The organism is Gordonia sp. IEGM753, from assembly GCF_050321825.1.
Lineage (GTDB): Bacteria > Pseudomonadota > Gammaproteobacteria > Pseudomonadales > Pseudomonadaceae > Aquipseudomonas.
On the sequence record NZ_JBNQGB010000002.1, the window covers coordinates 39,684 to 66,412 of the forward strand.

Sequence of the window (26,729 nt, forward strand, 5' to 3'; positions counted from 1 at the left end):
TGGCACCGACGTACCAATACACAAAGGGTCCGATCCCGTCACAGGATGCAAACCTGGCATCGCTTTATTCCGATCCGCCTGGAGCCTGCAAAGGCTCAAAACCGCGGGACGGGCGTTTATAGGCGCGAAGTTTGCCATAAACCTCGACTTTTGGCCCTATTTGCTGGATCAAACGCAGCCCACCAGGCTTATCTGATAGGCCGAGACTGCAGATTTTGCGGCGGCGTTGCGACCCACGAGGATAAATCCCCTCACCGCACAACAGGCCTATGGCTCGACCTGGCTCCACTGCTTGTTCAGGCGCTTATCGGAAATCGGCACTTTGGTCCCCAATTGCTGCGCAAACAGCGACACCCGGTATTCCTCCAGCCACCAGCGATAGAGTTCCAGCTGCGGGTCGCGCTTGCCTTCCTGCGCATGCTTGTTGGCACGGGTCTGGTATTGAGCCCAAAGACCGGATAACTCACCGCTCCACACCCGGTCCTTTTGCACCTGGGCGCCGAGTTTTTCAAAGCGTTGCTCGATGGCTTTCAAATAACGTGGCAGCTCTTTGAGCCATTGCATCGGCGTTTCACGCACGAAGCCCGGATACACCAGATGACCAAGCTGCTGCTTGATGTCGTTCAACGACACCGCTTGCGCGAGATCGATCTTGCCCTTGAAGCGTTTTTGCAAGCCATGCCAGAGTTTGAGAATCTCCAGCGTCAGCTTGGCCAACCGCTCGGCATGCTCAGTCCAGCCGCCACGTTTGCGCTCGGCTAACGCTGCCAGACCAACGCCATCACGCGGCAGCGGGTCTTCGCCATCAAGAATGCAACTGTCGAGACTGGCCAGCAAAATATCTTCCACCAGGCTATCGACCCGACCCATGTCGCGGTACATCAGGCCCAGTTCGGTCAACCCCGGCAACTTGCCGCGCAAGAACTTCGCCGGCTCGGCCAGTTGTTGCATCAGCAATCGCTGCAACGCCCGGCGGTGCTGGAACTCGGCTTCGGCTGGCGTAGAAAAGCGCCCTTCCTTGACCGTGCCGTTCTCCTCCACCAACGCCGGATACACCGTCATCGACAGCCCGGCGATCTTCTGTTGAGTCTTCTGCGCCACAGCGGCGAACACCTTCGCCTCCACCGGTTGCTGGCTCTTCGCGGTTTGCGGCACCGCTAGCGCAGCCTGGCTCGCCTCGGCAAAACGAGCGGTCAGCTCGGCAAGGTCTCGACCCTCGCCAAGAAACTTGCCCTGACCGTCGACAATCTCCAGGTTCATTCGAAGATGACTGTCAACTTGTTGCGCCGCTTCGGCCCACGCCTCATCACTGACGCGCACGCCGGTCATGCGCAACAATTCGCGCCCCAGCGCCTGAGGCAACGAACCGTCGGCAAAGGTCATGCGCTGCAGCGCGGCTTTGACGAAGTCCGGCACCGGCACAAAATTCTTGCGCAACGCTTTGGGCAAGTTGCGCACCAGTGCGACGCATTTGGCCTCGATGACACCCGGCACCAGCCATTCCAGACGCTCCGGTGGCAACATCGGCAACAGTGGCGCCGGCACGCGCAGGGTCACACCGTCGCGCGGATGATTTGGCTCAAAGTGGTAACTCAGCGCCAGCTCCAGATCGCCGATGTGCAAGGTGTCCGGGTAATGCAACGCGGTGACTTCAATGGCTTCGCGGGCCAGCACGTCCTCTTCGCGCATGATCAATAGCTGCGGGGCTTTCTGGCTGTTGATCCGATACCAGCTATCGAACGTGGCGGTCTGATGAATTTCCGCCGGCAGGCGCGCGTCGTAAAAGGCAAACAGGGTTTCTTCGTCGGCCAGAATGTCACGTCGGCGCGCCTTGGCTTCCAGTTCGTCAAGCTGCTCCAGCAGTTGCGCGTTGGCCTGCAAACACTTGGCCTTGGACTGAATCTCGCCGCGCACCAGGCCTTCGCGAATAAAAAACTCACGCGATACCACCGGATCAATCGGCCCGTAATGCACCGGCCGACGGCCGACCACGATCAGCCCGAACAAGGTGATTTGCTCGAACGCCACAACTTGCCCGCGCTTCTTCTCCCAATGCGGTTCGAAGTGATTTTTCTTGATCAGGTGCCCCGCCAGCGGCTCGATCCAGTCGGCGTCAATCTTGGCGACCATGCGCGCGTAGAGCTTGGTGGTTTCGACCAGTTCGGCGGCCATCAACCATTGCGGGCGTTTCTTGCCCAGCCCCGATGACGGGTGAATCCAGAACCGCCGTTGACGCGCGCCGAGGTAATCGCCGTCTTCGGTTTTCTGGCCGATCTGGCTCAGCAAACCCGAGAGTACCGCTTTGTGCAATTTGGGGTAATCCGCCGGCTCTTTATTCACACTCAGCTGCATGTCGCGGCAAATCAGGCTCAACTGGCGATGAGAGTCACGCCATTCGCGAAGACGCAGGTAATTCAGAAAGTGCTTGCGGCACCAGTTGCGTAACGGGCTCGCGGTCAACGCCTGGCGTTGCTCTTCAAAACCACGCCACAGATTGACCAACCCGGCAAAATCCGAGTCCACGTCTTTCCATTGCGCGTGCGCCTGATCGGCCGCTTGCTGACGCTCCGGCGGGCGCTCTCGCGGGTCTTGAATAGACATTGCACTGGCAACAATCAGCACTTCCTGCAGGCTGCCCAGTTTCGCCGCTTCAAGCAACATACGGCCCATGCGCGGGTCCACTGGCAGCCGCGCGAGCTGACGCCCGAGCGGCGTCAACTGACTGTTGCGATCAACGGCGGAGAGTTCTTGCAGCAGGTTAAAACCGTCGCTGATGGCTTTGCCGTCAGGCGGTTCGATAAACGGGAAATCAGTGATCTCGCCGAGGCGCAGGTGCAGCATCTGCAGGATCACCGCCGCGAGGTTAGTGCGCAGAATTTCCGGATCGGTAAACTCCGGGCGCCCGATGAAATCTTCTTCGCTGAACAGCCGCACACAAATACCCGGCTCGACCCGTCCGCATCGGCCCTTGCGCTGGTTGGCGCTGGCCTGGGAAATGGCCTCGATGGGCAAACGCTGGACTTTAGCGCGATAGCTGTAACGGCTGATGCGCGCGGTGCCGCTGTCGATCACGTAACGAATGCCCGGCACGGTCAGCGAAGTCTCGGCGACGTTGGTTGCCAACACGACACGACGGCCCGGGTGCGACTGGAAAATCCGCTGCTGTTCGGCCGGTGACAAGCGTGCATACAACGGCAGGATTTCAGTGTGTTTGAGCTGGGCCTTGCGCAACATGTCGGCGGCGTCGCGAATTTCGCGCTCACCGGGCAAAAACACCAGCACATCGCCCGGGCTCTTGCGCTCGCTGCGTTCGAACGCGGCAATTTCGTCGAGGGTGGCGAGAATCGCCTGATCCACCGTCAGGTCATCCTCAACGCGGTTGCCCTCTTCGTCCTGCTCCAGTGTCAGCGGGCGATACCAGGTTTCTACCGGGAAGGTGCGGCCGGACACTTCGACAATCGGTGCATCGTCGAAATGCTTGGAAAAGCGCTCCAGATCGATGGTTGCCGAGGTAATGATGACCTTCAGGTCCGGGCGCCGAGGCAGTAAGGTTTTCAGGTAGCCGAGCAGAAAGTCGATATTGAGACTGCGTTCGTGAGCCTCGTCGACGATGATCGTGTCGTAGCGTTCGAGGTACCGATCGTTCTGGGTTTCGGCCAGCAAAATACCATCGGTCATCAACTTGATCAGGGTGTTGGAATCGCTCTGATCCTCGAACCGCACCTGATAGCCGACCAGCGCGCCTAACGGTGTGCCCAGTTCTTCGGCAACCCGGCTGGCCACGCTGCGGGCGGCGATTCGACGAGGCTGCGTGTGACCAATCAGGCCATGTTGCCCGCGACCGATTTCCAGGCAGATTTTTGGCAACTGGGTGGTTTTGCCCGAACCTGTTTCGCCCGCGATGATCAGCACTTGATGCTTGAGCAGCGCCGCTTTGATTTCGTCGCGTTTGGCGGCGATGGGCAGGCTGTCGTCGTAACGAATCACCGGCAGGCTGGCACGTCGAGCCAACACCTGATCACACGAAGCCTGCATGCGCGTCACCCACTGGGCCAATTTGGCCTCGTCAGGTTTTTTGCGCAGCTCAAGCAACTGCCGCCGCAGCCGGTGGCGGTCGGCGAGCATGGCGTGATCGAGGTTTTTCAGCAGTTTGTCGATGGAGGGCGATTCGTCAGTCATCGGTACGCAATTCAGTCGTCTAGTGGCGCAGAAGGCGGATTGTCGCAGATTTGGGTGCACGGCGACGAATCCACCCAGCTTTTGTGGCGAGGGGATAAATCCCCTCACCACGACGGGGCTCACGGCTCGCGATCGATTGCGCAGCAATCGCGGGGAACTACTCGTTATCGAAGCCCTTGCGCCGATACGGGAACACGTCGATCACTTTGCCGGCGCGAATGGCTTCTTGCAGGCTCTTCCAATAATCGGCGTTGTACAACTCGCCGTGCAGTTGATCGAACAATTTGCGCTGACCGGAATCGGCAAACAGAAATGGCGGAAACTCCTCGGGAAACACATCCAGCGGCCCGATCGAGTACCACGGTTCAGACGCCATCTCATCTTCCGGCGTACGTGGCTGCGGAATATGCCGGAAATTGGCCTCAGTCAAAAAGCAGATTTCGTCATAGTCATAAAACACCACGCGCCCGTGACGAGTGACGCCGAAATTCTTCAGCAGCATGTCCCCCGGGAAAATATTCGCCGCCGCCAATTGCTTGATCGCCAGGCCGTAATCCTCCAGCGCTTCTCGCACCTGCGCTTCGTTGGCGTTTTCCAGGTACAGGTTCAACGGCGTCATCCGGCGTTCGGTCCAGCAGTGACGAATGAGCACCGTATCGCCCTCGACCGACACCGTGGACGCAGCCACTTCAAGCAGCTCTTCGAGGCACGCAGGGTCGAATTTGCTCAACGGGAAACGGAAATCGGCGAACTCTTGGGTATCGGCCATGCGCCCTACCCGGTCAACACTTTTCACCAACCGGTACTTCTCGATCACCGTGGCGCGGTCGACGTTTTTCGACGGTGAGAAACGATCCTTGATGATTTTGAAAACGGTATTGAAACCTGGCAGCGTAAACACGCTCATCACCATGCCGCGCACGCCCGGCGCCATGATGAACTGGTCGTCGGTGTTGGCCAGGTGATTGATCAGCGCCCGGTAGAATTCGGACTTGCCGTGTTTGTAAAAGCCGATCGAGGTGTACAACTCGGCAATGTGCTTGCCGGGCAGGATGCGCTTGAGAAAACCGATGAATTCCGCCGGCACCGGTACGTCGACCATGAAATACGAACGGGTGAACGAGAAGATGATCGACACATCGGCTTCGTCGGTAATCAGCGCGTCGATTTGAATGCCGCGGCCCTCGCGGTGCAGCAGCGGGATCACCAGCGGCCACTGCTCGTCCTGGGTGTAAATGCGCCCCACCAGGTAGGCACCCTTGTTGCGGTACAGCACCGAGGAAAACAGTTCGACGGACAACTCCGGGTCTTTGCACACCCAATCTGGCAGGTTCTCGCGCAATTGCGCTTCCAGGCGACACAGATCCCCGGACAGGTCGGCGTAATCCTCGCTGAAGCGGTAGTCGGCAAAGATGCTCGCCAACATCTCGGACAAATGCCCATGAGGCTTATACGTGCGCGTCTGCGCAGCCCGCGCCCGACGCAGGCTTGGCCGCGTGGTATGGATGAACATGCAGCCGTCGCTGATCAGGTCGTGACTGAACAACCCGCAGAAGATCGAGTTGTACCAGGTCTCGGACAGTTCATCGTCAAAGCGCAGGTCGATCAAAGTGATGTAGGCACTTTTGACCAGTGGCCAGCAACTGACATCCATCAGCGCATCGGTTTCGAACGCCGCCTGCAAACGGTCTACGGTTTCGCCGACTTTTTCTTCGTACAGATTGATCCGAGCAGCGGACGCGGTCTGCGCCTCTTGCCACTTGGCCTGTTCGAAGCGGCTCCGGGCGCCGTCGGTGATCTGACGGAAATGCTCACGGTAATCGTCAAAGCCATCGAGGATCATTCGAGCGATATCGGCGGCGGGCCATTGCTGCGGCATGGTGAGACCTCTGCGGGAATTCGAAGACCCAGAGCTTAGCCAGTGAACCGGGTGCAGGAGAAGCGTAATTTCGGTCTGCGCCGGAATGGTGTGTGAGCTGAAACAAAATTTTTCAGATTATTTTTAATCGACCATTCGGTCAAAAACCGTCCTTGCCAGTCGTCTGATCGACGATTAATCGATTCATCTGCAGCCCTTGAGTTCTGCGGGTTTGGGATCCAATCACTCGCCAGGCAAACCAATCATCCTGCTGACCGCGATCTCCTGATAGCCCTCGGTACGTTCAGAAAACTGGAAATACTGACCTTACTAAAGTAGTGGCACTTTGCTATACAGCGCGCCGTTACCTGCCTAAAAACAAGATCTTCGGTACACGAAGACTCCCCCTAAAAACGCTCAAGGAGTTACAACGATGTCAGTCAGGAATATGCGTATAGGTCTGCGCGCCAGTCTCAGTTTTGCCATATTGGCCGGTCTGCTGGTCGTGGTTGGTCTGTTCGGTCTCGGTCAAATGGCGACCCTGCGCGAAAGCGCAACGGTCATCGAAGAAGCCTGGATGCCGAGCATTGAAAGCATCCATGACAGTGCGGCAAATATCGCCGCCATCCGCCTCGAATCCCTTCGCTTGTTCACCACCAGCCAGACGGCTGGCCGCGATAAAAGCAAAGGCATCATCAGCGCTCAAAAGCAGGAATTGCTTGAGCGCCTGCAAAACCATAAAGCGCTACTGTCCAGCGATCAGGAGCGCACGCAACTCGACAGCCTGAACGCTGCGGCGGCGAAGTACATGGCCATTCTGGAGCAAATCATTACTCAGATTGACGCCGGCCAAAATGAACAGGCAGCTCAGCGACTCAGCAATGAATTGGCCCCCCAAGGCACGGTTCTCGACAAAATCCTGGAACAGATGATCAGCACCAATCAACAAGGAGCTGACGCCGCTGCCGACTTCGCCGCCTCGCTTTACCAGCGCGCGCAGTGGATTGTCGCAGCGATCATTTTGCTCGCGTTGACTGCCACGTTGCTGTTGGCCTGGCTGCTGACTCGCAGCATCACCACACCGATCAATCAAGCACTGCAAGTCGCTCGACAGATCGCCGCCGGCGACCTCAGCGGGCAAATTGTCAGCAGCGGCAAGGACGAAGCCGGGCAGTTGCTTGACGCGTTGGCAGACATGCAAGCAAGCCTGCGCACCACCATTCGCGGCATCAGTGACTCGGCCAAGCAACTGGCTTGCGCCGCCGAGGAAATGAGTTCTGTGATGGAAGAAAGCACCCGTGGCCTGCAGCAGCAAAATGATCAGATCGAGATGGCTGCAACCGCCGTCACCGAGATGAGCGCTGCGGTGGATGAAGTCGCCGCCAATGCCGTCTCCAGTGCCGAAGCCTCCCAGGCCTCGAACGAAGACAGCAAACACGGGCATGTTCAAGTCAGCGAAACCATCACCTCGATTCAAGGGCTGGTCAGCGAAGTCCTCCGCGCTTCCGGACAGGCTGAGGGCCTTGCCGTACAGGCACAAGACATCAGCAAAGTGCTGGAGGTGATTCGCGGTATTGCCGGGCAGACCAACCTGCTGGCGCTGAACGCCGCCATCGAAGCGGCTCGGGCGGGTGAAGCAGGACGCGGCTTTGCCGTGGTCGCCGATGAAGTACGTTCTCTGGCGCAACGCACACAGAACTCCACCGAAGAAATCGAGTTGATGATCAGCAACATCCAGCAAGGCACCAGCGCCACCGTCAGCGCATTGCAAAGCAGTGCAGAACAAGCAAGCCAGACCTTGCGTCGGGCCAACAGCGCGGGCCAGGCACTCGAGAAAATCACCGCGTCGATTTCGCAAATCAACGAGCGCAACCTGGTGATCGCCAGCGCCGCCGAGCAACAGGCGTTGGTCGCCCGTGAAGTCGATCAAAACCTGGTCAACATTCGCGACCTCTCAACTCAAACCGCAGCAGGCGCCACCCAGACCTCCGCCGCCAGCCAGGAACTGTCACGGCTGGCAGTCGACCTCAATGGCTTGGTGACCCGTTTTATAATCTGACCCCTGGTTTGCAGGTGCCATAAGCAAGGCTCACTGCAAAACTCCTGACCTTATAAAAGGAAGGAGTTCCGGTGAGTCCTGTCGGTATTTTTCGTTTACGTCTGCAGGCGACTATCGGGACAACAAACTCGGAAAGTGGACCACTGCATTAGCGAATAGCCCTACAGCCAACACGTAAACCGGCCTCTAGGGTGGACGGCCTTCATTCTATGTAGGCTCGATCATGTGTGGTTGTCCCGCCTGTGCCGCCCGAACACCAACCCTTGCAGACTACGCTCGCCAGCAGGCAGCCATTGATCAATACGAGCAGGAACAGGCTCGTGATGAGGCTCGGCGCAACGAGCATCCCGCATCGCCGCAAACAGACAATCTTGAACCCAAGGGCTGCGTGTTTGCCAAAAGCTGTTCGTTGCCCAACGGATTAATCAATCACGACAACCCCGGCGGTTTCATTCCCGTTGAGCTGTTGTCGCAATACGGCCCTTTTGCCTTACTGGCCAGCGACTCTGCAGAGACTGCCGCAAGCACGCCATTAGCCTGGATCGGAGGCACCAGCACTGCCACGGCGCTTACCCGCCGCCTCGGCGGAACGCTTTCGACCTCACCGCCAGGTTTGAAAGTTCTGGCTGCCGTGCTGATGCCGGACACGACACCACTCGACCGCGCGCTTTACACCCTTGACCAATATGGCTCGCTGGCAATGGGCAAGACCCGCGCCCGGATCCACGTTGAACGTCTTGCTGACGATTCAGTACGCGCTTATGGGTTCTACACCGGAAACAACAAAGAGTGGGAAAGTGTTCCGGTTGTCGCAGCTAACGCCGACGGCGACCGGCTTATTGTCGAGTTGGGCCAAGGACTCAAGCTGATACTGACACTCGATGCGGTAAAGCAAACATCGCATCTTAAAGACGCTCAACCCCTTGCGCCGGTGTGGGTCTACCCACCCACGGATGCTGCCGACAAAACCTTGGTGAAACCAGTCCATCCACCGCTGTATCAAGACAGGATTGTCTGGTTTCCGAACACCAATATCCCGCCGTTCTACATTTCCTTCAGCGTCACCACCACCTGTACTCATCCCGACATGATGGAACAGTTGGCGGAGTACATTGCTGGGGAGATGAATCGCAATATCCACGACCCGGCTGTGCTGGAAATGAGGCGGTTGATTGACTACGACCCTGTCGCGGAAGAAGCGAAGTATGAGCACTTGGCGCCTATCGCCCGTCTGCGTGGACCACCTAGCTACCACGCTATTGCGATGAAAAACAAAGCAGCGGCGGCGGTAATCTGGACTCAGAAAGTGGGTCAGGGACAGGATTGGGATCACAAGCCGAAGCTGCGGAAAATATTCCCAAAAGTTCATCACAAACAGGGGCAGTACGACTACTTCTATGACATTTGGTCGAACATCCATTACGGATACGTAGGGATTATCGGTGGAATTTCAGAAAGCGTTTTATTGGATGGCGCAGGGGCGGAACAAATCGTCACCGACATTGGCAATAGAATCGGAGATTTTATAAATCCACCAAAAGTAGCCAGGAAACTTCCTGGACCTCGTGCAAGCGCTAGCCCGTGGACGGACTTTCGGTCTTGGGACGATGTCGCCGATAGAGTATCAATCAGTATCGGCGTGAAGCTCGCGAGTCAATACCGTAACGGAGGCATAACGTCCAAGATAATCATGGACGAAGTTCTCGCCGTTTCGCCCAACAATTGGGGAGACGGAATACGTGCCCACATTTGCGATTAAATGTTTAAAACTTTTTCTAACGTTATTATCAATTCCGCTGATACCGCTACTGGCAATTATTATGTGGCAGATCATCTTACCGAAAGCGACTGTCCATTACTCTGAAGATGGTCGTCAGGAGATCAAGTTTACATGGAACGTCGAAGATCGAATTGATAGAGGCAGAATGCCTCCCGGCAGTTTGACCAATGACCGTGGAGTTTTATTCCCGGACAGTGAATTCTTCATGGAGTTTTCCTGGTACAACAACATAAAAAATCGATGGCATTGCGTCAGCATCACACCAAAGTGGCCCAGAGCCCATATATACCTCGACGCAAATGGAGATATAGATATCAAAGAAAACAGTGGCACGGACATTGATCGACTGAAGGTATGCGACTGGGATTTGGTGATGCCGTAGCCGCCCGTGGCGACACTCTAGCCGGTCAAGGAGAAATGTCCGGTGAGTTCTGTCGGTATTTTTCGTTTACGGCCGCAGACGACTATCTGGACAAAAAACTCGGAAAGTGGACCACTGCATTAGCGAATAGCCCTACAGCCAACACGTAAACCGGCCACTAGGGTGGACGGCCGTCATTCTATGTAGGCTCGATCATGTGTGGTTGTCCCGCCTGTGCCGCCCGAACACCAACCCTTGCAGACTACGCTCGCCAGCAGGCAGCCATTGATCAATACGAGCAGGAACAGGCTCGTGATGAAATTCAGCGCAACGAGCATCCCGCATCTGCCGCAGAAGAAGCGAAGTATGAGTACATGGACGAAGTGCTTGCAGTGACGCACCGGGACGGAAAAAGGGGGTAAAATCGCATGTATGCTAAAAAGAATAAAATCCGATACGGTCGCTGGGCTCTTTCCATTTTAATTATATTTCCACCGGCACTTTGGTATATCGCCAGTCCGGTTGTAGCGGTTAATTTTTTTCCTAACAGCACGAAAGAGTTCCACTACGTTTGGAACACTCAGCACAGAATTTATAGAGGTAATATTAAACACGGAGGATCGGCCGTTGAGTTCAGCCACCTATTCCCTGACAAAAACTTTTTTATGATGTTCGACTGGTGGACCAAGGCTGGTTTTCAGAACTGCATTTATATAACCCCAAAATGGGGAAGAACGATAGACATCTACCTTGACAAAACAGGCAGGATTGATAGTGCTAAAACAGGGCCGGAGATTATGACCCGTCTTAAGCCATGCAAACAACAATGACACTCAAGAGTGGGATCATAAGCCAAAAATACGCTCCCTGTATGATGGAAAAGTTCGACACAAACAAGGCGCTCATGACTATTACTACGATATTTGGTCAAACATACACTACGGATATGTGGGAATGGCGAGTGGACTATCCGAAAGCCTACTTCTGGATGGAGCTGGGGCTGAGCAAATCGTCTCTGACTCATGGCGAAAAGTTAAAGAGCTTGCCTTGGTGGCACAAGAAGATAGAAAGCTTCCGGGGCCTCATCGCTCTGTAGGCGTTATCGGACTACGGGCATGGGACGACGCTCCGGATCGTATTTCGATTGGTATCGGCACGAAACTCTATAGCCGATACCCCAACGGGCGCATAACAGCAACAATGATAAAAAACGAAGTACTTGCAGTCACACCAAAAAATTGGGGAGAGGGTGCCAGTGTCCATGACTGCAAAACGAATTAAATTCAAATACCTATTCGGGGCTTTAATATTTATGCCTCTGCTGTTCTGGTATGTAGCAGTTCCTGTTGTGGATATTTACTACTCCAAAGACGGAAAAAAAGAAATCCGGTACATTTGGAATACACAGCACAGCATTCATAAAGAAGGCATGAACCCGGGACAATCAACATTCGAAACCGGACATATATTCCCCAATGAGGAGTTTTTCATGATATTTGAATGGGGCGCCAGGGAGGACCATGTGCGCTGCATATCTATCACACCAAAATGGACCAGAACGAAAATTTACCTGGATAGCAACGGCGCAATTGACACTCACAAAACAGCTCCAGGCGACCTCAGTCGCATTAAAAAATGCTAGCGTGAGACTGACCTTCTATTGCTAAACAGATCCAGCCAACCAAGCTCTGGCAGTTATGGAAGAGCCGACTTCTGGAATCGTATTATCCAGCGGCGGTACAACACCGAAAATACAAAGGTCGAATACAACTGGGAGGTGAACACTTGGCATGGGTTTATTCCTCCAGACGACGAGTTTTCTATGCAGCATGATTGATGGAATAAAAAACAGGTCGCCACCATTGCGTGAGCATTCGCCTCAAATGGCCTAATACCGATATTTATCTCGACTCGCACGGCAACATAAATATCAAAAAAGGTGCCCATACAGATGTCGATCGCTTGGGCCGATGTAAAGGGGACTGGTCAAGTCCCCAAACAGGATTCAACCCCCATTTACCGGTTGCCACATGCAAAACTCTCGGCAACACTCTCGCCCCCATCAAGGAAGGAGTGCGCCCGTGAGCCCTGTCGATATTTTCCGTTTGCTGTCGCTGGCGGCTATCTGGGGCGCCAGCTTTCTGTTCATGCGCATCATCGCCCCGGTGATTGGCACGATTCCCACTGCGTTTTTTCGTGTGTCGATTGCCGCCGTCGGGTTGCTGGTGATTCTAGGGCTGATGCGTATCAGTTGGGATTTCAAAGGCAAGCTCAAGACCGTGATGTTGCTCGGTGTGATCAACTCCGGAATACCCGCCACTCTTTACTCCGTTGCAGCCCAGGTGCTGCCGGCGGGTTACTCGGCCATTTTCAATGCCACGACGCCGCTGATGGGCGTGTTGATCGGCGGTTTGTTCTTCAGTGAAAAACTGACTGCTGCCAAGTTAGGTGGAGTGTTCCTCGGTTTGTTCGGCGTCGGCATTCTTACCCGCGCGGGACCCGTGGCGTTCGATCTGGACATTTTGATGGGTGCCCTCGCCTGCCTGCTTGCTACCACGTGTTATGGCTTCGCCGGATTCCTCGCCCGCCGCTGGCTCGATCAGGCTGGGGGGCTCGACAGTCGACTTTCAGCACTGGGCAGCATGCTCGGTGCGACGTTGTTTTTGTTGCCACTGTTCGGTTACAGCGTGATCAGCCAGCCTCCCGCGAGCTGGGGCGGCTGGAATGTCTGGTTGTCGTTGCTTGGGCTGGGGCTTGCATGCACTGCGTTTGCGTACATCGTTTACTTCAGATTGCTGACCTCCATTGGCCCGGTGAAATCGATGACGGTGACGTTCATGATTCCGCCGTTCGGGGTGCTCTGGGGCGCGCTGTTTCTGGATGAGCCGTTGTCGATGGCGCACATCTATGGCGGGGTGTTGATTGCGGCGGCGTTGTGGCTGGTGTTGAAACCGGGCAAGGCTATTGCTTGATGACTTTGCGCTGCCGCCCATGACGCCTTCGCGAGCAAGCCCGCTCCCATAGGGATTGTGCTTGCTCGCGATAGCGATAGATCAGTCACCGCAAACTACAAACTCTTGTGGTTGACCTGCCCATCCACCAAGCGCTGGATGCCCAGTGGATTAGCGCTTTGCAGTGCCTCGGGCAGCAACGCATCCGGGTAATTCTGGAAGCACACCGGCCGCAGGAATCGATCAATTGCCAGTGAGCCCACTGATGTCCCACGCGAATCCGACGTCGCCGGATACGGCCCCCCATGCACCATGGCCTCGCAGACTTCGACACCGGTTGGATAGCCATTGAGCAATATCCGCCCGACCTTTTCCTGCAACGACTCGGCCAGCCAACGGTACTCCAGCAGCTCATCGGCCTCGCCAATCAGTGTGGCGGTCAGTTGCCCACGCAAGCCATGCAGCGCTGCTGCCAACTGCGCTTGATCCTCGACTTCGATGACGATGGTGGTCGGCCCGAATACTTCTTCCTGCAGCAACTGATCACCCTTGAGCAACAGGCTGACATCGGCCTTGAACACTTGCGGCTGAGCCTGATTGCCCTGCTGCGGTTTGCCAGCCAGGTGCGTCAACCCTGGGTGTTCGTGCAACTCTCCCAGGCCTTGGCTGTAGCTGGCCAAAGCACCGGCATTGAGCATTGTTTGTGCGGGCTGTTGATTCATGCTCGCGCAAAACGTTTCCAGGAACAGGCTGAACTGTGGCGAGCGCAGACCGATGACCAACCCCGGATTGGTACAGAATTGACCGCAACCCAGGGTCACCGAACCGGCCAGTTGCGCGGCAATCTGTTCACCACGCACAGCGAGCGCTTTGGGCAGCAGGAACACCGGGTTGATGCTCGACATCTCCGCAAACACCGGAATGGGCTGAGCGCGCGTCGCGGCCATGTGGCTCAAGGCATTACCGCCCTTGAGCGAACCGGTGAAACCTACGGCCTGAATGGCGGGGTGTTTGACCAGCCACTCGCCGACGCCAGCGCCATAAATCATGTTGAAGACGCCCGCCGGCATTGCGGTGCGCTCGGCGGCTCGAATGATCGCATCCGCCACCCATTCAGCCGTTGCCATGTGCCCACTGTGGGCCTTGAACACCACCGGACAACCGGCAGCCAACGCGGAGGCGGTATCGCCGCCGGCCGTGGAAAATGCCAACGGAAAATTACTGGCACCGAACACCGCGACCGGCCCTAACCCAATGCGGTATTGGCGTAAATCCGGGCGTGGCAACGGTTGCCGATCCGGCAAGGCCTGATCAATTCGTGCGCCATAGAAATCACCCCGACGCAAGACTTTCGCAAACAGACGCATCTGGCCGCTGGTACGTCCGCGCTCGCCTTGAATTCGCCCCGCCGGCAACGCTGTTTCGCGGCAAACAATGGCGACGAAGTCATCGCCCAACGCATCGATTTCATCAGCGATGGCGTCGAGGAACAGCGCACGTTTTTCCGCACTGAGGTTACGGTAGATCGGGTACGCGGCAGCGGCGGCGTTGGCTGCGGCATCCACTTCGGCTTCTGTGGCCTGGAAGAAGCTGCCGGGCAGCGGCTCGCCCGTGGTCGCGTCCAGGCTTTGCAGTTGCAGCGTGCCATTAGCGCTGCGGCGCCCGCCGACGTAGTTGTGTCCGAGTAACGTGGTCATAAAGGTTTCCTTGACCGGCCGACAGCGCCGGTGATTGAAGGCTTAAAGCGCACGCACCTGGCCGATGGCCAACGGTTGGGCGCTTTCGCCGATACCGTTTTCCAGCGGCGCGCCAAACTCATCAAGGCTGATCTGGAAGCGATCGCCCGGTTGAGTTTTTATGCCGTCGGCGAACGACAGCGTCGCGGTGCCGAAGTAATGCACGTGAACATCGCCCGGACGCAAAAACTGTGCATATTTGAAGTGGTGGAATTCAAGATTGGCCAAGCTGTGGCACATGTTGTCTTCACCGCTGAGAAATTCCTTTTCCCAGATTGTTTCGCCATTACGTTTGATACGGCTGGTACCCGCCAGGTGCTTGGGTAATTCACCCACGCGCAGTTCCGGGCCATAGGCGCAGAAACGCAGCTTCGAATGCGCGAGGTACAAGTAATTTCGCCTCTCCATCACGTGGTCGGAAAATTCGTTGCCCAAGGCGTAACCGACACGGTACGGCTGGCCATCGTCGCCGATCACGTACAGACCGGTCAGCTCGGGTTCTTCGCCCGCGTCTTCGGCAAACGGCGGCACAGGGAAGTCCGCACCGGGGCGAACCACGATGCTGCCGTCGCCCTTGTAGAACCATTCCGGTTGCGCGCCAACCTGGCCGGCCGCTGGTTTTCCGCCCTCCAGGCCCCATTTGAAAATGCGCATGGTGTCGGTCATGCCGGCTTCGACTTCGCCGTCATGCTGATGCATCTTGTCGCGCGTCGAGGCGCTGCCCAAGTGGGTCAGGCCGGTGCCGCTGATCAGGCAATGAGCCGGGTCTTCGTGGTCCAGCGGTGGCAACACACTGCCCTGCTGCAACAATTGCGCATAATCCGGGCCAGCCTCGGTACCGCGCTGGGCGACTTCTTCTTGCAGGCTGCGCTTGGCGCGGATCGCGGCGAGTGCCAGTTCACGGGTGCTGCGGGTGCCTTTCAGCACGTGAACCTGCGAGCCTTCGACGACGCCAACCTGGCGCTCACCGGCAGTGTTTTCAAATTGAATCAGGCGCATGTCGGCCCTCCACAAAGTCAGGGATGGCGCCACCTGCGGGCGGCGCTTCAAGGTCACTCGATGATGTTGAAGTCGCTCAGGTATTCATCGGAGATTTCCAGGCCCAGGCCCGGTTTGTTGTCGTCGAGCTGGATGTAGCCGTTGACCGGTTGCGGCTCGCCCTTGAACACGTAGTAGAAGAGTTCGTTGCCGACTTCGACGTCGAACACCGGGAAGAACTCCGCCATCGGCGAGGCGGTAGTGGACATGGTCAGGTGATAGTTGTGCATTTGCCCGGCGTGCGGGATGACCGGCACCGACCAGGCCTCGGCCATCGCGTTGATCTTGCGCGCGGCGGTAATGCCGCCAACGCGGTTGGTGTCGTACTGGATCACGTCGATGGCGCGGCGCTCCAGCAGGTCCTTGAAGCCGTACGAGGTGAATTCGTGCTCGCCGCCAGAGATCGGCATGATCCCCATTTTTTTCAGCTCGATGTAACCCTCGATGTCGTCAGCGATAACAGGTTCTTCGAGCCAGCGCGGTTCGAACTCGGCGAGTTTTGGCAACATGCGACGTGCGTATTCCAGGGTCCAGCCCATGTAGCACTCAAGCATGATGTCGATGTCCGGACCGGCCAGTTCACGCAGCGCACGGACCTGCTCGATGTTTTTGCGCATGCCCGCCGGGCCGTCCTTCGGACCATAACCGAAACGCATTTTGAGCGCGGTGAAGCCCTGATTCAGATAGCCCTGGGCTTCTTCCAGGAACAGATCCAGGTTGTCGTTGGCGTAGAGCTTGGAGGCATAGGTCCAGATCTTTTCCTTGGTGCGGCCACCGAGCAATTTGAACACGGGTTTATTGACCGCTTTGCCCATGATGTCCCAGATCGCAATGTCGATCGCCGAGATCGCAGCCATGCCGATGCCCTTGCGGCCCCAGGCGTGGCTTTGGCGGTACATCTTCTGCCAGATGTATTCGTTGTCGAACGGGTCTTCGCCAATCGCAATCGGTGCCAGATAGGTGTCGATGATTTCCTTGGCCACACGCGGTGCCAGGGCGCAGTTGCCGATGCCGACAAGACCGGTATCGGTCTCGACTTCCACCACCAGCCAGCCGTGAAAACGGAACGAGCCCATGGCGTCGCCACGCTCGAACAGGATGTCGCTGGCGTTGGTGCAGAAATGCGCCTGAGGTGGAACAACTTTGCCTTTCCATTCGAAAACGCGGGTACGGATCGCTTTGATTTTCATGAATTCTAATCCTTGCTAACGCTTTGGTAGTGATCAGCCAACCTGAGCCGGTGTGAGCTGCGAGGGCGATTTTGGGGTGTGATGAGTGCGAAGTCGGGACAGCAGGATGGCGCCCAGAATGCCCACCAACGCGAGGGCGAACATGCCGGCACGCGGGTCTGCAAAACTGCTTTCCATCACGGTTTTCAGGTTCGGCGCAACGAAGCCGCCAAGATTGCCGATTGAGTTGATCAGGGCGATACCGCCCGCCGCGGCCGCACCGCTGAGGTAACTAGTAGGAATGGTCCAGAACAGCGGTTGCACCGAGACAAAACCGGCAGCGGCAAAGCAGAACGCGAGCACTACCGGCACCATGCTGTTACCCAGTGCCGAAGCGGCAATACCCAGCGCGGCCATGGTCAACATGCACACTGCCAAGCGACGATGCTGCCCGGTGCGGTCGGCATAACGGGTGACGATGCGGGTGACGATCAAGGCGCATACCCAAGGGATTGCGGTGATCAGGCCGACGTTGAGGCCGACATGGCCGTCGAGCAAACCGGCGATGCGCGTCGGCAGGTAAAACACCACGCCGTATACGCTCATCTGAATCGTGAAATACGCCAGGCAGAATTGCAGCACCCGAGGGTTGCGCAATGCACTGAGAAAGCCGTGCGGGCTGCTGTTTTTTTTCAGCGCATCTTCTTCTGCCAGCGCCGTTTCCAGAGCCTGCTTTTCTTCGACGCTCAACCAGGTGGCCTGAGCCGGGCGGTTGACCAGATAGAAGTAAGCCGCAATGCCGACCACTGAAGCCATCAGGCCTTCAACCACGAACAGCCACTGCCAGTTGGTCAGGCCAAATACGCCGTGGAAGTCCAGCAGCCAGCCCGACAACGGGCTACCCAATACCAACGCCAGCGGCAGGCCGAAATAGAACAGGCCCAAGGCCTGGCCACGGCTTTGCGCGGGGAACCAGTAGGTGAGGTAAAGAATAATGCCAGGGAAGAAACCGGCCTCGGCGACACCCAGCATAAAGCGCAGCACATAGAAGGTTTCGGCGTTGTGGGCAAACATCATGGCCGCCGACACCAGCCCCCAGGTGACCATGATCCGGCACAGCCAGACCTTCGCGCCGAGGCGGTGCAGCATGTAGTTGCTCGGCACTTCGAAGAACGCATAGCCGATGAAAAAGATGCTCGCGCCGAACGCGAACGCCGCATCACCCAGCCCGGTATCAGCCTGCAACGCAGCTTTGGCGAAGCCGACGTTGGAGCGATCGATAAAGGCCAGGATGTACATCAGGATCAGAAATGGCAGCAAACGCAGCCGACTTTTGGAGATGGCACTGGACAGAGCCGTGACGGAATCTGGACGGGGCATGTGAAGGTTCCTTTACTGCCGATGTACCTTGCTCAACGGCAAGGCAGGCTTTTTGTAGTTGTTGATTCAAGTGATCGAGTCGGCTCCAGGTCGGCTCTGATCAGTCGATGGAGCGACTTTAGCCAGCACGAACAGAGGCGGATAATCACTTCTGCACATCCATCGATAACCTGAGGTGATAGGTCAGTGCCGTTATTAGGCAGATCGAGTTATCAGGCCTCACAAAAAACTGTAGGAGCTGGCCTGCCGGCGATAGCGGTCTGACAGTCACTTCAGGCGTGTCTGTCAGGCCCTCATCGCTGGCAGGCCAGCTCCTACAGGGTGTTGCGCGTGTCAGTGGGTTTCGCGGGTTGTCAGTAGTTGTTAACACCCATTCGACAGGCGATCTCGAACGCTTGGCGAATCGCCCCGACGTTGGCCTTGCCCTGCCCCGCGATATCGAATGCGGTGCCGTGCGCCGGCGTGGTAATCGGAATCGGCAAGCCACCCTGTACGGTGACTCCGCGCGAGAACCCCATCAACTTGATCGCGATCTGCCCTTGGTCGTGGTACATCGTGACCACGGCGTCAAATGCACTCGCATCGCCCTGAACCTTGAGGAAAATCGTATCGCCGGGATACGGTCCTTCCGCAGCAATACCCAATGCCTGTGCCGAACGTACGGCCGGGCCGATGATGTCCAGTTCTTCACGACCGAACGAGCCGTTGTCACCGTTGTGCGGGTTCAAGCCGCAGACGCCGATGCGCGGCTTTTTCAGGCCATTGCGCTTGAGTGCGGTGTCGATCAACTGGATCGCCTCCACGACGCGCGCCTGCGACAACATGCCCGGCACTTCGGCCAGCGCCACGTGCGAAGTCACCCGCGACGTCCACAGGTTGTCGAGCACGTTGAACTCACAGAACGGCCCGTGGAAATCCAGCAACTCAGCGAACCAGTGCAGTTCATCGTTGTGTGCCATGCCGGCCATGTGCAGGGAGGTTTTGTTCAGTGGCCCGAACAGCACCGCATCGGTGGTTCCGGCCTCGGTCAGGCGCAGCGCTTGTTCCAGGGTATCGAGGCAGTAGCGACCGCCGATGACACTGGCCTCGCTGCGCGCAAACTCGCCAACGGTGTCACCGCGAAAGTCATAGAACAGCGGCGTGTCGTCGGTAAACGACAACTGCGCAAGCGACTCGACACGACGGTAGGGAAACTGCGAACCGGCAATGCGCATGCCGCGCTGCATTTCTGCCTCATCGGCGATCAGAATCACATTGGCCTGGCTGCGAACCACGGGATCGCTCAACAGGCGTGCGATCAGTTCCGGGCCAATGCCCGCCGGGTCACCCAGGACCATGGCGATGGTGGTTTTGTTCATGCTTCACTCCTCAATGGTTCAGACCATGCCCGGTCAATGGCGCAGGGCTCGCAGCGATAGATCCGCTGCGCATTGCTGTAAAAAAGCCGCTGCTGATCGGCCTGAGGCAGGTCAGCAACAATGGATTTGAAACCGCTGTAGATGTCGTCGAACGAACCGCACAAGCTGTCCACTGGAAAGTTGCTGGCAAACATCGCGCGGTCGCTGCCGAACATCGCGATGACCTCACGCACGATCCAGGCGTTATCTTTGGGCCGCCATGCCCGACCGGCCAAACCCAGGCCAGAAATCTTGACCTGCACGTTCGGCCACTCAGCGAGCCGCGCCATCGCCAGGCGCCAACCCGCCAGCCCGGCAGCGCTGCGGTCACTGGGCAATCCAGCGTGGTTGAGAATCAGCGTGATGCCGGGAAAGTCCCGCGCCAGTTGTTCGGCTTCGTGCAGGTTCCACCAGGGTGCCTGCAGATCAAAATGCAGACCCAGTTTTTCCAGCGCGGCATAGCTTCGACGCCAATGCTCGTCGCTCATCAAACTGCGCTCACGTCCAACCTGAGCAGGTGACGTCGGGCCACCGGGTTTGTGCCGAACACTGCGCACACACTTGAAACCGGCTTGCTCTGTCAGTACTGCAATGGCGTCCGGATGATCGAGCCAGGCTTGCGCCACCACCGCATTCGGCACGCCGTAACGGGCGGCCAACCCCTCGATAAAACGGGTTTCGCCAATCGGGTCTTGCGGGTCCCATTCGGTCTCGACGTACACGGTTTGCACGACGTTGTGTGCGCCCGCATCGGCAAAATAATCGTCGGGCAAATAGCGACGCTTGATCGCGCTGTAGTCGCCGTAGCGGAACGGGACATTGGCTTCAGGCATCAGCCATGGATGGTGGTTGACCGTCGGGTCCCAAAAGTGATGATGGGCATCGACGATCGGGCCATTCCACAGGTTGCTGGTGTCAGGCATGACGCACCTCATCAAGGCTGATGAACAACGTTGCGAGCACGAAGATCGCCGAACACACCGCAAAGAAACCCAGCACCGGCGCAAAACCACCGGTCATTTGCAGAATGATCCCGACCAGGATCGGCACGGCGATGCCACCTACGCTGCCGGCCATGTTCATCACGCCGCCAATCAGGCCGACGCGAGCCGGTGCTGCCAGCAACGCCGGGAAGCTCCAGTAGAGGCTGCCCCACATCAAGAAAAACGCGGTCATGGCCAACAACGCCACCGCCGCAAAAGGATCGCTCAAGGTTGGCAACAGCAGGAAGGCGCCAAGCGCTATCAATCCGGAAAAGGCCAGCAGACTCTTGACCGCGACACCACGGCTGACCCCTTTACGAATCAACCCATCGCACAGGAAACCACCGGTCAACGAACCCAGTGCGCCGCAGATGAAAATGACGAAAGTCGCCGCACCGATGCCCTTGATGTCAAAGCCTCGAGCTTGCGACAAATAGCTCGGCCCCCACGTCAGCAAACCAAAATAAACCATGGCCCAACTCGCGCGGCCGACCAGCAAACCACTGAGCGAGCGCGGCGCAATCCCCAAGCCCTTGACGGGGACACGCGCCGCTTCGGCAGCAGGCGTGGCACGCCCGGCGTTGATCTTCTCAAGTTCCGCAGCATTCACGTGTGGGTGCGTGGCAGGGTCATCACGCAGGTAACGCCGAGCCAGCCACGCCAACACCAAGGTCGCGACGCCGGCGATCACGAACGCCAGGCGCCAGGAGTCCAGCGAGGCGATCAGGTAAGCAATGATCAAGCCGCCAATCGCCACGCCCAATGGGCTGCCGCTGTCCATCAGCACCGCGCCACGACTGCGTTCGCTTGGCGCCAGCCACAATGAAATCAGCTTGCCGCCCGAGGGAAATAACGGAGCCTCTGCCGCACCCAGCGCAACACGCGCAAACAGCAACGACAGTCCGCCACTGGCGAATGCCGCCAACACCTGGAATGTGCCCCAGAGCCCGGTGGACCAACTGATCACCCGGTGCGGGCCGAAACGATCGATCATCCAGCCACCGGGAATCTGCAACAACGCGTAGGCCCAGAAGAAGCTGCTGAGGATCAACCCCTGCATGCTGGGCGAGAGGGAAAATTCATGAGCGATGGTTGGCATCGCAATCGACAGCGACACCCGGTCAATCAGGTTGACCATGGTCAGGGCAAAGATAATCGCGAAAATCCGCCAGCGTACGCTGCTGGCTTTGCGGGTGGTGGCTTGCGGTATTGCCGCAGCTACGGCTGTGGGCTGGTCACCTGCGCCGGGCAGGTGCAGCGATGCACTGGGACGAGCCATGGTGCGTACCTCGATTTATTATTTTTGTGATGCCGCTCTGCCGCTTCATGGCGGCGCTGGTGAGCACTATCGAAGGCTCAGTGATAACCGTCTAATCAATACTTGGCATAAGGCGATAGCCTCGGGTTATGCCATGCCTTGCTTTCAGGCAGCTTTCAACGGTTTACACCTCCATCAGCTTTTATCAGAAAAGGCTCTGGCACAGTGCCTTCAGCGAAAACCACACAAGCGATTTACCCGACCTATAACCCCAGGCTATCGGTGTATGTATTGTTTTGACTAGACGCGGAGGCGACGGCTTCCCACACTCGGGCCAGGCTTGCGGCTTTTGAGCGCAGACAAGTCACTTATAACAACTACAAAAACGAGGCCCTTCCATGCGAACTGCATTCGTACGCCGCACCTCCCGTCTTTTTCTTGGTTGTACTCTCGTCGCCGCTGGCGCCCTTCCTGCTCTCGCTCATGCCTGGACGCCTGACAAAAACGTCGAAATTGTCGTTGCTGGCGGACCCGGTGGCGGCACCGACCAACTCGCCCGGCTGATCCAGTCGATCATCACCACGCATAAGCTGCTCGATGTTAATACCATCGTTCTCAACAAGGGCGGCGGCAACGGCGCCGAAGCGTTTCTCGACCTGAAAATGAACAAGGGCGACCCCGAGAAGCTGGTGATCGGCACCAACAATATCTACCTGCTGCCGCTGGTGTCGAAGCTCGGTTATCAGTGGAAGGAATTGACCCCGATTGCAGCCGTTGCCGAGGATGACTTCATTCTCTGGAGCTACAAAGACGCGCCGTGGAAAGACGCGAAAGGCTTCTACGAAGCGGTCAAGGCCGACCCGTCGAAACTGCGCATGGGCGGCAGCCAATCCAAGGACGTCGACCAGACATTGACCCTGCTGCTGAACCAGACCACCCACAGCAAACTGGTGTACATCCCGTTTAAAAGCGGCAGTGAAGCCGCCACCCAACTGGCTGGCAAACACATCGCCGCCAACGTCAACAACCCCAGCGAAAGCATCAGCCAATGGCGTGGCGACCAGGTCGAGCCGCTGTGCGTGTTCAGTAAAGAGCGCATGAGCTACACCGAAAAAGTCGCCGGCGATAAATCCTGGGCCGACGTGCCGACCTGTCACGAACAAGGCTTGGGCATCGACCAATACCGCTTCCCGCGCACCGTATTCATGCCAGGCGAGGTCACCGCCGAACAACGTGCGTTCTATGTCGAGCTGATGCGTAAAGTCACGCAGAGCCCGGAGTTCAAGGCCTACGTCACGCAGAACGCATTGGTGCCGACCTTCCTCGAAGGTGAGCCACTGACCGCCTATATCGAACAGGACACCGCCCGCGTCACGCCGGTGTTCAAAGAGGCCGGCTGGCTGAAAAACTGAGTTGCTCGCGGCCGTTCGCCTGCGCTCGGCCGCCACCTGCTGGAGGTGTTTCATGTCCCATTCTTCGGATTCACCGGCGTTGGTCGGTACCCGCTGGGTCGAACTCGGCCTGACGTTGTTTACCGCCCTGTTGGGCGTAGTCGTGATGTTTGGCAGCGTCGAACAAGGCATCGGCTGGGGCGATTCCGGCCCTGAGCCCGGTTACTTCCCGTTCTACATTGGCCTGCTGCTAAGCGCCGCCAGTGTCGGCAACGGCGTGCTGACCGTGGTGCGCTGGCGCGCGCTGAGCGTTTCATTCGTCAGCCGCAGTGCATTCAAGCAAGTGTTGTCGGTGTTCATCCCGATTGCGCTGTTCGTTGGCGCCATGCCGTTCACCGGCATTTACATCGCATCCGCCTGTTTTATCGCCTGGTTCATGTGGCGCGACAGGGTCCGCGAAAAGCCTTATGGCCCGTTGATGATCGCCACCGTATCGCTTGGCGCAGTGCTCGCCAGCTACCTGATTTTTTCGCTGTGGTTCAAGGTTCCGCTGGATGCGGGTCCGCTGGGTGACTTGATCAGCCTGGTCGGGAGATATTTCAAATGAGTGAGTTCGATTCCCTGCTGCAGGGCATGAGCCTGATCATGACCCCGGGCCACATCGGCCTGATGGTGATCGGCGTACTGCTGGGCATTCTGGTCGGTGTATTGCCAGGCCTCGGCGCGCCCAATGGCGTGGCATTGTTGCTACCGCTGACGTTCACCATGTCGCCGGTGTCGGCGATCATTTTGTTGTCGTGTATGTATTGGGGCGCGCTGTTCGGCGGCTCGATCACCTCGATTCTGTTCAACATCCCCGGTGAACCCTCATCGGTGGCAACCACCTTCGACGGCTACCCGATGGCTCGCGAAGGCCGCGCCGCGGAAGCCTTGACCGCCGCATTCAGCTCGGCACTGATAGGTGCCCTGGCCGGCGTGTTGCTGCTGACGTTTCTGTCGACAAAAATTGCTGCGTTTGCCATGTCGTTCAGCTCACCGGAGTTCTTTGCGGTGTACCTGTTGGCGTTCTGCACCTTCATTGGCATGAGCAAAAACCCGCCGCTGAAAACCGTGGTGGCGATGATGATCGGTTTCGCCATGGCAGCGGTCGGCATGGATACGGTATCGGGCAATTTGCGCTTGACGTTCGACCAGCCAATATTGATGACCGGCATCAGTTTTGAAGTGGCCGTGATCGGGTTGTTCGGGATCGGCGAAATTCTCTGCACCGTCGAGGAAGGCCTGGTATTTCGCGGCGAACATGCGCGCATTACACCAATGGTCATCCTGCGTACCTGGGCCAAACTGCCACGCTACTGGCTGACCATCGTGCGCAGCACATTGGTCGGTTGCTGGATGGGCATCACGCCGGGCGGGCCGACGGCGGCATCGTTCATGAGCTACAGCCTGGCGCGGCGCTTTTCGAAAAACCGCGACAACTTTGGCAAGGGCGAACTGGAAGGCGTGATCGCTCCGGAAACTGCCGACCACGCGGCGGGCACCAGTGCCTTGCTGCCGATGCTGACCCTGGGCATTCCCGGTTCGGCGACTGCCGCAGTGATGCTCGGTGGGTTGATGATCTGGGGCTTGCATCCTGGGCCGACGCTGTTCGTGGAGCAGCATGATTTTGTCTGGGGCCTGATCGCCAGCATGTACCTGGGCAACGTGGTGAGTTTGATCGTGGTGTTGGCGACGGTGCCACTGTTTGCCTCGATCCTGCGCATTCCGTTTTCGATTATTGCGCCAATCATCATCATGGTTTGCGCCATCGGTGCGTACTCGGTGCACAACTCCTTCTTTGATGTTGTATTGATGCTGGGCTTCGGCGCACTGGGTTATCTGTTCAAGAAACTCGGTTATCCGATTGCGCCACTGGTGCTGGCGGCCGTGTTGGGCGATAAAGCTGAAGATGCGTTCCGTCAGTCGATGCTGTTTTCGGACGGGCAATTGGGAATCTTCTGGTCCAACCCGTTGGTGGGCAGCCTGACCACCGCGGCCATGCTGATGCTGTTCTGGCCGTTGATTACCAAGGCACTGCAAATGCTGATGGGCCTGCGCAAACCGCACGTAGCGAAAACCAAGTCGGTGCTGTGACACTGCAATGCTGGCAACGCCTGACATTTGTTGTCAGGCTTGCCGCAGTCTTTTTTGCGAGTCGAGCCCATGACCCGAACGCCTGATGTGCGAATTCCAGAAGCCAACGTGATCCACAGTCGACTGCGTCTACGCCAATTGCGGCTGATGCTGGCTCTGCAGGAGTTCGGCTCGTTGCGGCGCGCCGCCGACCACATCGGTATGACGCAGCCAGCAGCGACGAAGATGCTGCATGAAGCCGAGGATTTGCTCGGCGTCGAGCTTTTCGAACGCTTGCCGCGCGGCATGCGTTCTACCCCGTTCGGGGACACCGTCATCTACTACGCACGCATGGTGTTTGCCGAACTCAGCGGCATGCGTGAAGAACTGGTGGCGCTCGAATCCGGCAACCTTGGCCGGGTTGCAGTCGGCGCCATCCCGGCGTTGGCCTCAGGACTATTGACCCGCACCATCGCCACGCTCAAACAGAGCCACCCACGGTTGTCGATGAGCATTCAGGTCGACACCAGCGACGTGTTGGTGCAAGCGCTTTTGCAGGATCAACTGGACATCGTGCTGGGACGGATTCCGGCCGGCGCACGAGCTGAGGAGCTGTTATTCGATAGCCTCGGCGAAGAAGCCTTGTGCGTCATTGCCGGTGCGCAACACCCATTGGCGAAGGAGAAGAAACTGAGCTGGGCAGAGCTGCAGAACATGACTTGGGTGCTGCAACAGCACCCGAGCCCGATGCGCGCGATCATCAACCAAGTGTTCCACAATGCCCGGGTCGACATTCCGAGCAGCATCGTGGAGACCACCTCGATCATGACCCTGCTGTCCTTGATCCAGCAGACCGACATGCTTGGCGTCACGCCAGTGTCGGTGGTGGAAGATTACGCCGGCCGCGACCTGCTGGCAGTGCTGCCAATCAAATTCGAGGCACGTCTGCCACCGTTCGGACTGATCACCCGGCGCCATCGCATTCAATCGTCGGCGATGCAGGCGTTCATGAACTCCGTGCGGGCCGAGCATGCGCCCACCAAATGAAAAAGGCCCGAAGCTGAAGGCTCCGGGCCT

19 protein-coding genes and 1 pseudogene are annotated in these 26,729 nt (G+C 57.6%); 11 read left to right on the forward strand and 9 right to left on the reverse strand.

Translation table 11 applies throughout. The features are described 5' to 3' along the window. Positions 1-267: 267 nt before the first annotated feature. Both hrpA and aceK read right to left on the reverse strand, forming a co-directional pair. Positions 268-4,179, reverse strand: a complete 3,912-nt coding sequence (gene hrpA / locus ACQR3R_RS13070) for an ATP-dependent RNA helicase HrpA (protein ID WP_428272683.1) — start codon at positions 4,177-4,179, stop codon at positions 268-270. A gap of 157 nt (positions 4,180-4,336) precedes the next feature. Then, positions 4,337-6,058 (reverse strand): bifunctional isocitrate dehydrogenase kinase/phosphatase, encoded by a 1,722-nt coding sequence (gene aceK, locus ACQR3R_RS13075; protein ID WP_428272685.1) that lies wholly within the window; start codon positions 6,056-6,058, stop codon positions 4,337-4,339. Positions 6,059-6,470: 412 nt separating this feature from the next. On the opposite strand from aceK, the gene ACQR3R_RS13080 reads away from it, so the two are divergent. From ACQR3R_RS13080 to ACQR3R_RS13110, 7 genes are all read left to right on the forward strand, one after another. After that, positions 6,471-8,096: a methyl-accepting chemotaxis protein gene (locus ACQR3R_RS13080; protein ID WP_428272687.1), complete on the forward strand. Its 1,626-nt coding sequence runs from the start codon at positions 6,471-6,473 to the stop codon at positions 8,094-8,096. Positions 8,097-8,319: 223 nt separating this feature from the next. Next, positions 8,320-9,855, forward strand: coding sequence for a polymorphic toxin type 44 domain-containing protein (locus ACQR3R_RS13085; RefSeq protein ID WP_428272689.1), 1,536 nt, complete (start codon positions 8,320-8,322; stop codon positions 9,853-9,855). A 61-nt stretch (positions 9,856-9,916) separates the two neighbouring features. After that, positions 9,917-10,258, forward strand: a complete 342-nt coding sequence (locus ACQR3R_RS13090) for a hypothetical protein (protein WP_428272691.1) — start codon at positions 9,917-9,919, stop codon at positions 10,256-10,258. 407 nt (positions 10,259-10,665) lie between these two features. Further along, a complete protein-coding gene (locus ACQR3R_RS13095; protein ID WP_428272693.1) occupies positions 10,666-11,067 on the forward strand; it encodes a hypothetical protein in 402 nt (133 codons plus the stop codon). A 37-nt stretch (positions 11,068-11,104) separates the two neighbouring features. After that, positions 11,105-11,518 carry a polymorphic toxin type 44 domain-containing protein gene (locus tag ACQR3R_RS13100; protein ID WP_428273423.1) on the forward strand — a complete coding sequence of 138 codons (414 nt, stop codon included), beginning with the start codon at positions 11,105-11,107 and terminating at the stop codon, positions 11,516-11,518. After that, positions 11,499-11,879 (forward strand): hypothetical protein, encoded by a 381-nt coding sequence (locus ACQR3R_RS13105; protein WP_428272694.1) that lies wholly within the window; start codon positions 11,499-11,501, stop codon positions 11,877-11,879. Before ACQR3R_RS13100 ends, ACQR3R_RS13105 begins: the two co-directional genes overlap by 20 nt. Before the next feature lie 439 nt (positions 11,880-12,318). Next, positions 12,319-13,209 (forward strand): EamA family transporter, encoded by an 891-nt coding sequence (locus ACQR3R_RS13110; protein WP_428272696.1) that lies wholly within the window; start codon positions 12,319-12,321, stop codon positions 13,207-13,209. Between the two features lie 95 nt (positions 13,210-13,304). Here ACQR3R_RS13110 and ACQR3R_RS13115 read toward each other — a convergent pair whose 3' ends face one another. The 7 genes and pseudogenes from ACQR3R_RS13115 to ACQR3R_RS13145 form a co-directional block, all read right to left on the reverse strand. Further along, positions 13,305-14,885, reverse strand: coding sequence for an aldehyde dehydrogenase family protein (locus ACQR3R_RS13115; RefSeq protein ID WP_428272698.1), 1,581 nt, complete (start codon positions 14,883-14,885; stop codon positions 13,305-13,307). A gap of 42 nt (positions 14,886-14,927) precedes the next feature. Further along, a complete protein-coding gene (araD1, locus tag ACQR3R_RS13120; RefSeq protein WP_428272700.1) occupies positions 14,928-15,923 on the reverse strand; it encodes an AraD1 family protein in 996 nt (331 codons plus the stop codon). Positions 15,924-15,976: 53 nt separating this feature from the next. Further along, positions 15,977-17,152, reverse strand: a complete 1,176-nt coding sequence (locus tag ACQR3R_RS13125; protein ID WP_150745842.1) for an L-rhamnonate dehydratase — start codon at positions 17,150-17,152, stop codon at positions 15,977-15,979. Between the two features lie 33 nt (positions 17,153-17,185). Beyond that, positions 17,186-18,511, reverse strand: a complete 1,326-nt coding sequence (locus ACQR3R_RS13130; RefSeq protein WP_428272703.1) for an MFS transporter — start codon at positions 18,509-18,511, stop codon at positions 17,186-17,188. Between the two features lie 353 nt (positions 18,512-18,864). Continuing rightward, a pseudogene (locus ACQR3R_RS13135) lies at positions 18,865-19,710 on the reverse strand (4-hydroxythreonine-4-phosphate dehydrogenase PdxA); the annotation flags it as partial. Between the two features lie 155 nt (positions 19,711-19,865). Next, positions 19,866-20,831 (reverse strand): amidohydrolase family protein, encoded by a 966-nt coding sequence (locus tag ACQR3R_RS13140; protein WP_428272705.1) that lies wholly within the window; start codon positions 20,829-20,831, stop codon positions 19,866-19,868. Further along, positions 20,824-22,170 carry an MFS transporter gene (locus ACQR3R_RS13145; RefSeq protein ID WP_428272707.1) on the reverse strand — a complete coding sequence of 449 codons (1,347 nt, stop codon included), beginning with the start codon at positions 22,168-22,170 and terminating at the stop codon, positions 20,824-20,826. The genes ACQR3R_RS13140 and ACQR3R_RS13145 overlap by 8 nt, the downstream gene beginning before the upstream one ends. Positions 22,171-22,547: 377 nt before the next feature. On the opposite strand from ACQR3R_RS13145, the gene ACQR3R_RS13150 reads away from it, so the two are divergent. From ACQR3R_RS13150 to ACQR3R_RS13165, 4 genes are all read left to right on the forward strand, one after another. Continuing rightward, positions 22,548-23,561: a tripartite tricarboxylate transporter substrate-binding protein gene (locus ACQR3R_RS13150; RefSeq protein WP_428272709.1), complete on the forward strand. Its 1,014-nt coding sequence runs from the start codon at positions 22,548-22,550 to the stop codon at positions 23,559-23,561. A 52-nt stretch (positions 23,562-23,613) separates the two neighbouring features. Beyond that, complete coding sequence (locus tag ACQR3R_RS13155) at positions 23,614-24,147, forward strand: tripartite tricarboxylate transporter TctB family protein (protein ID WP_428272710.1); 534 nt, start codon at positions 23,614-23,616, stop codon at positions 24,145-24,147. Further along, entirely contained in the window at positions 24,144-25,673 is a 1,530-nt protein-coding gene (locus ACQR3R_RS13160; RefSeq protein ID WP_428272711.1) for a tripartite tricarboxylate transporter permease, read from the forward strand. Before ACQR3R_RS13155 ends, ACQR3R_RS13160 begins: the two co-directional genes overlap by 4 nt. 69 nt (positions 25,674-25,742) lie before the next feature. After that, positions 25,743-26,699 (forward strand): LysR substrate-binding domain-containing protein, encoded by a 957-nt coding sequence (locus ACQR3R_RS13165; RefSeq protein ID WP_428272712.1) that lies wholly within the window; start codon positions 25,743-25,745, stop codon positions 26,697-26,699. Positions 26,700-26,729 lie beyond the last annotated feature (30 nt).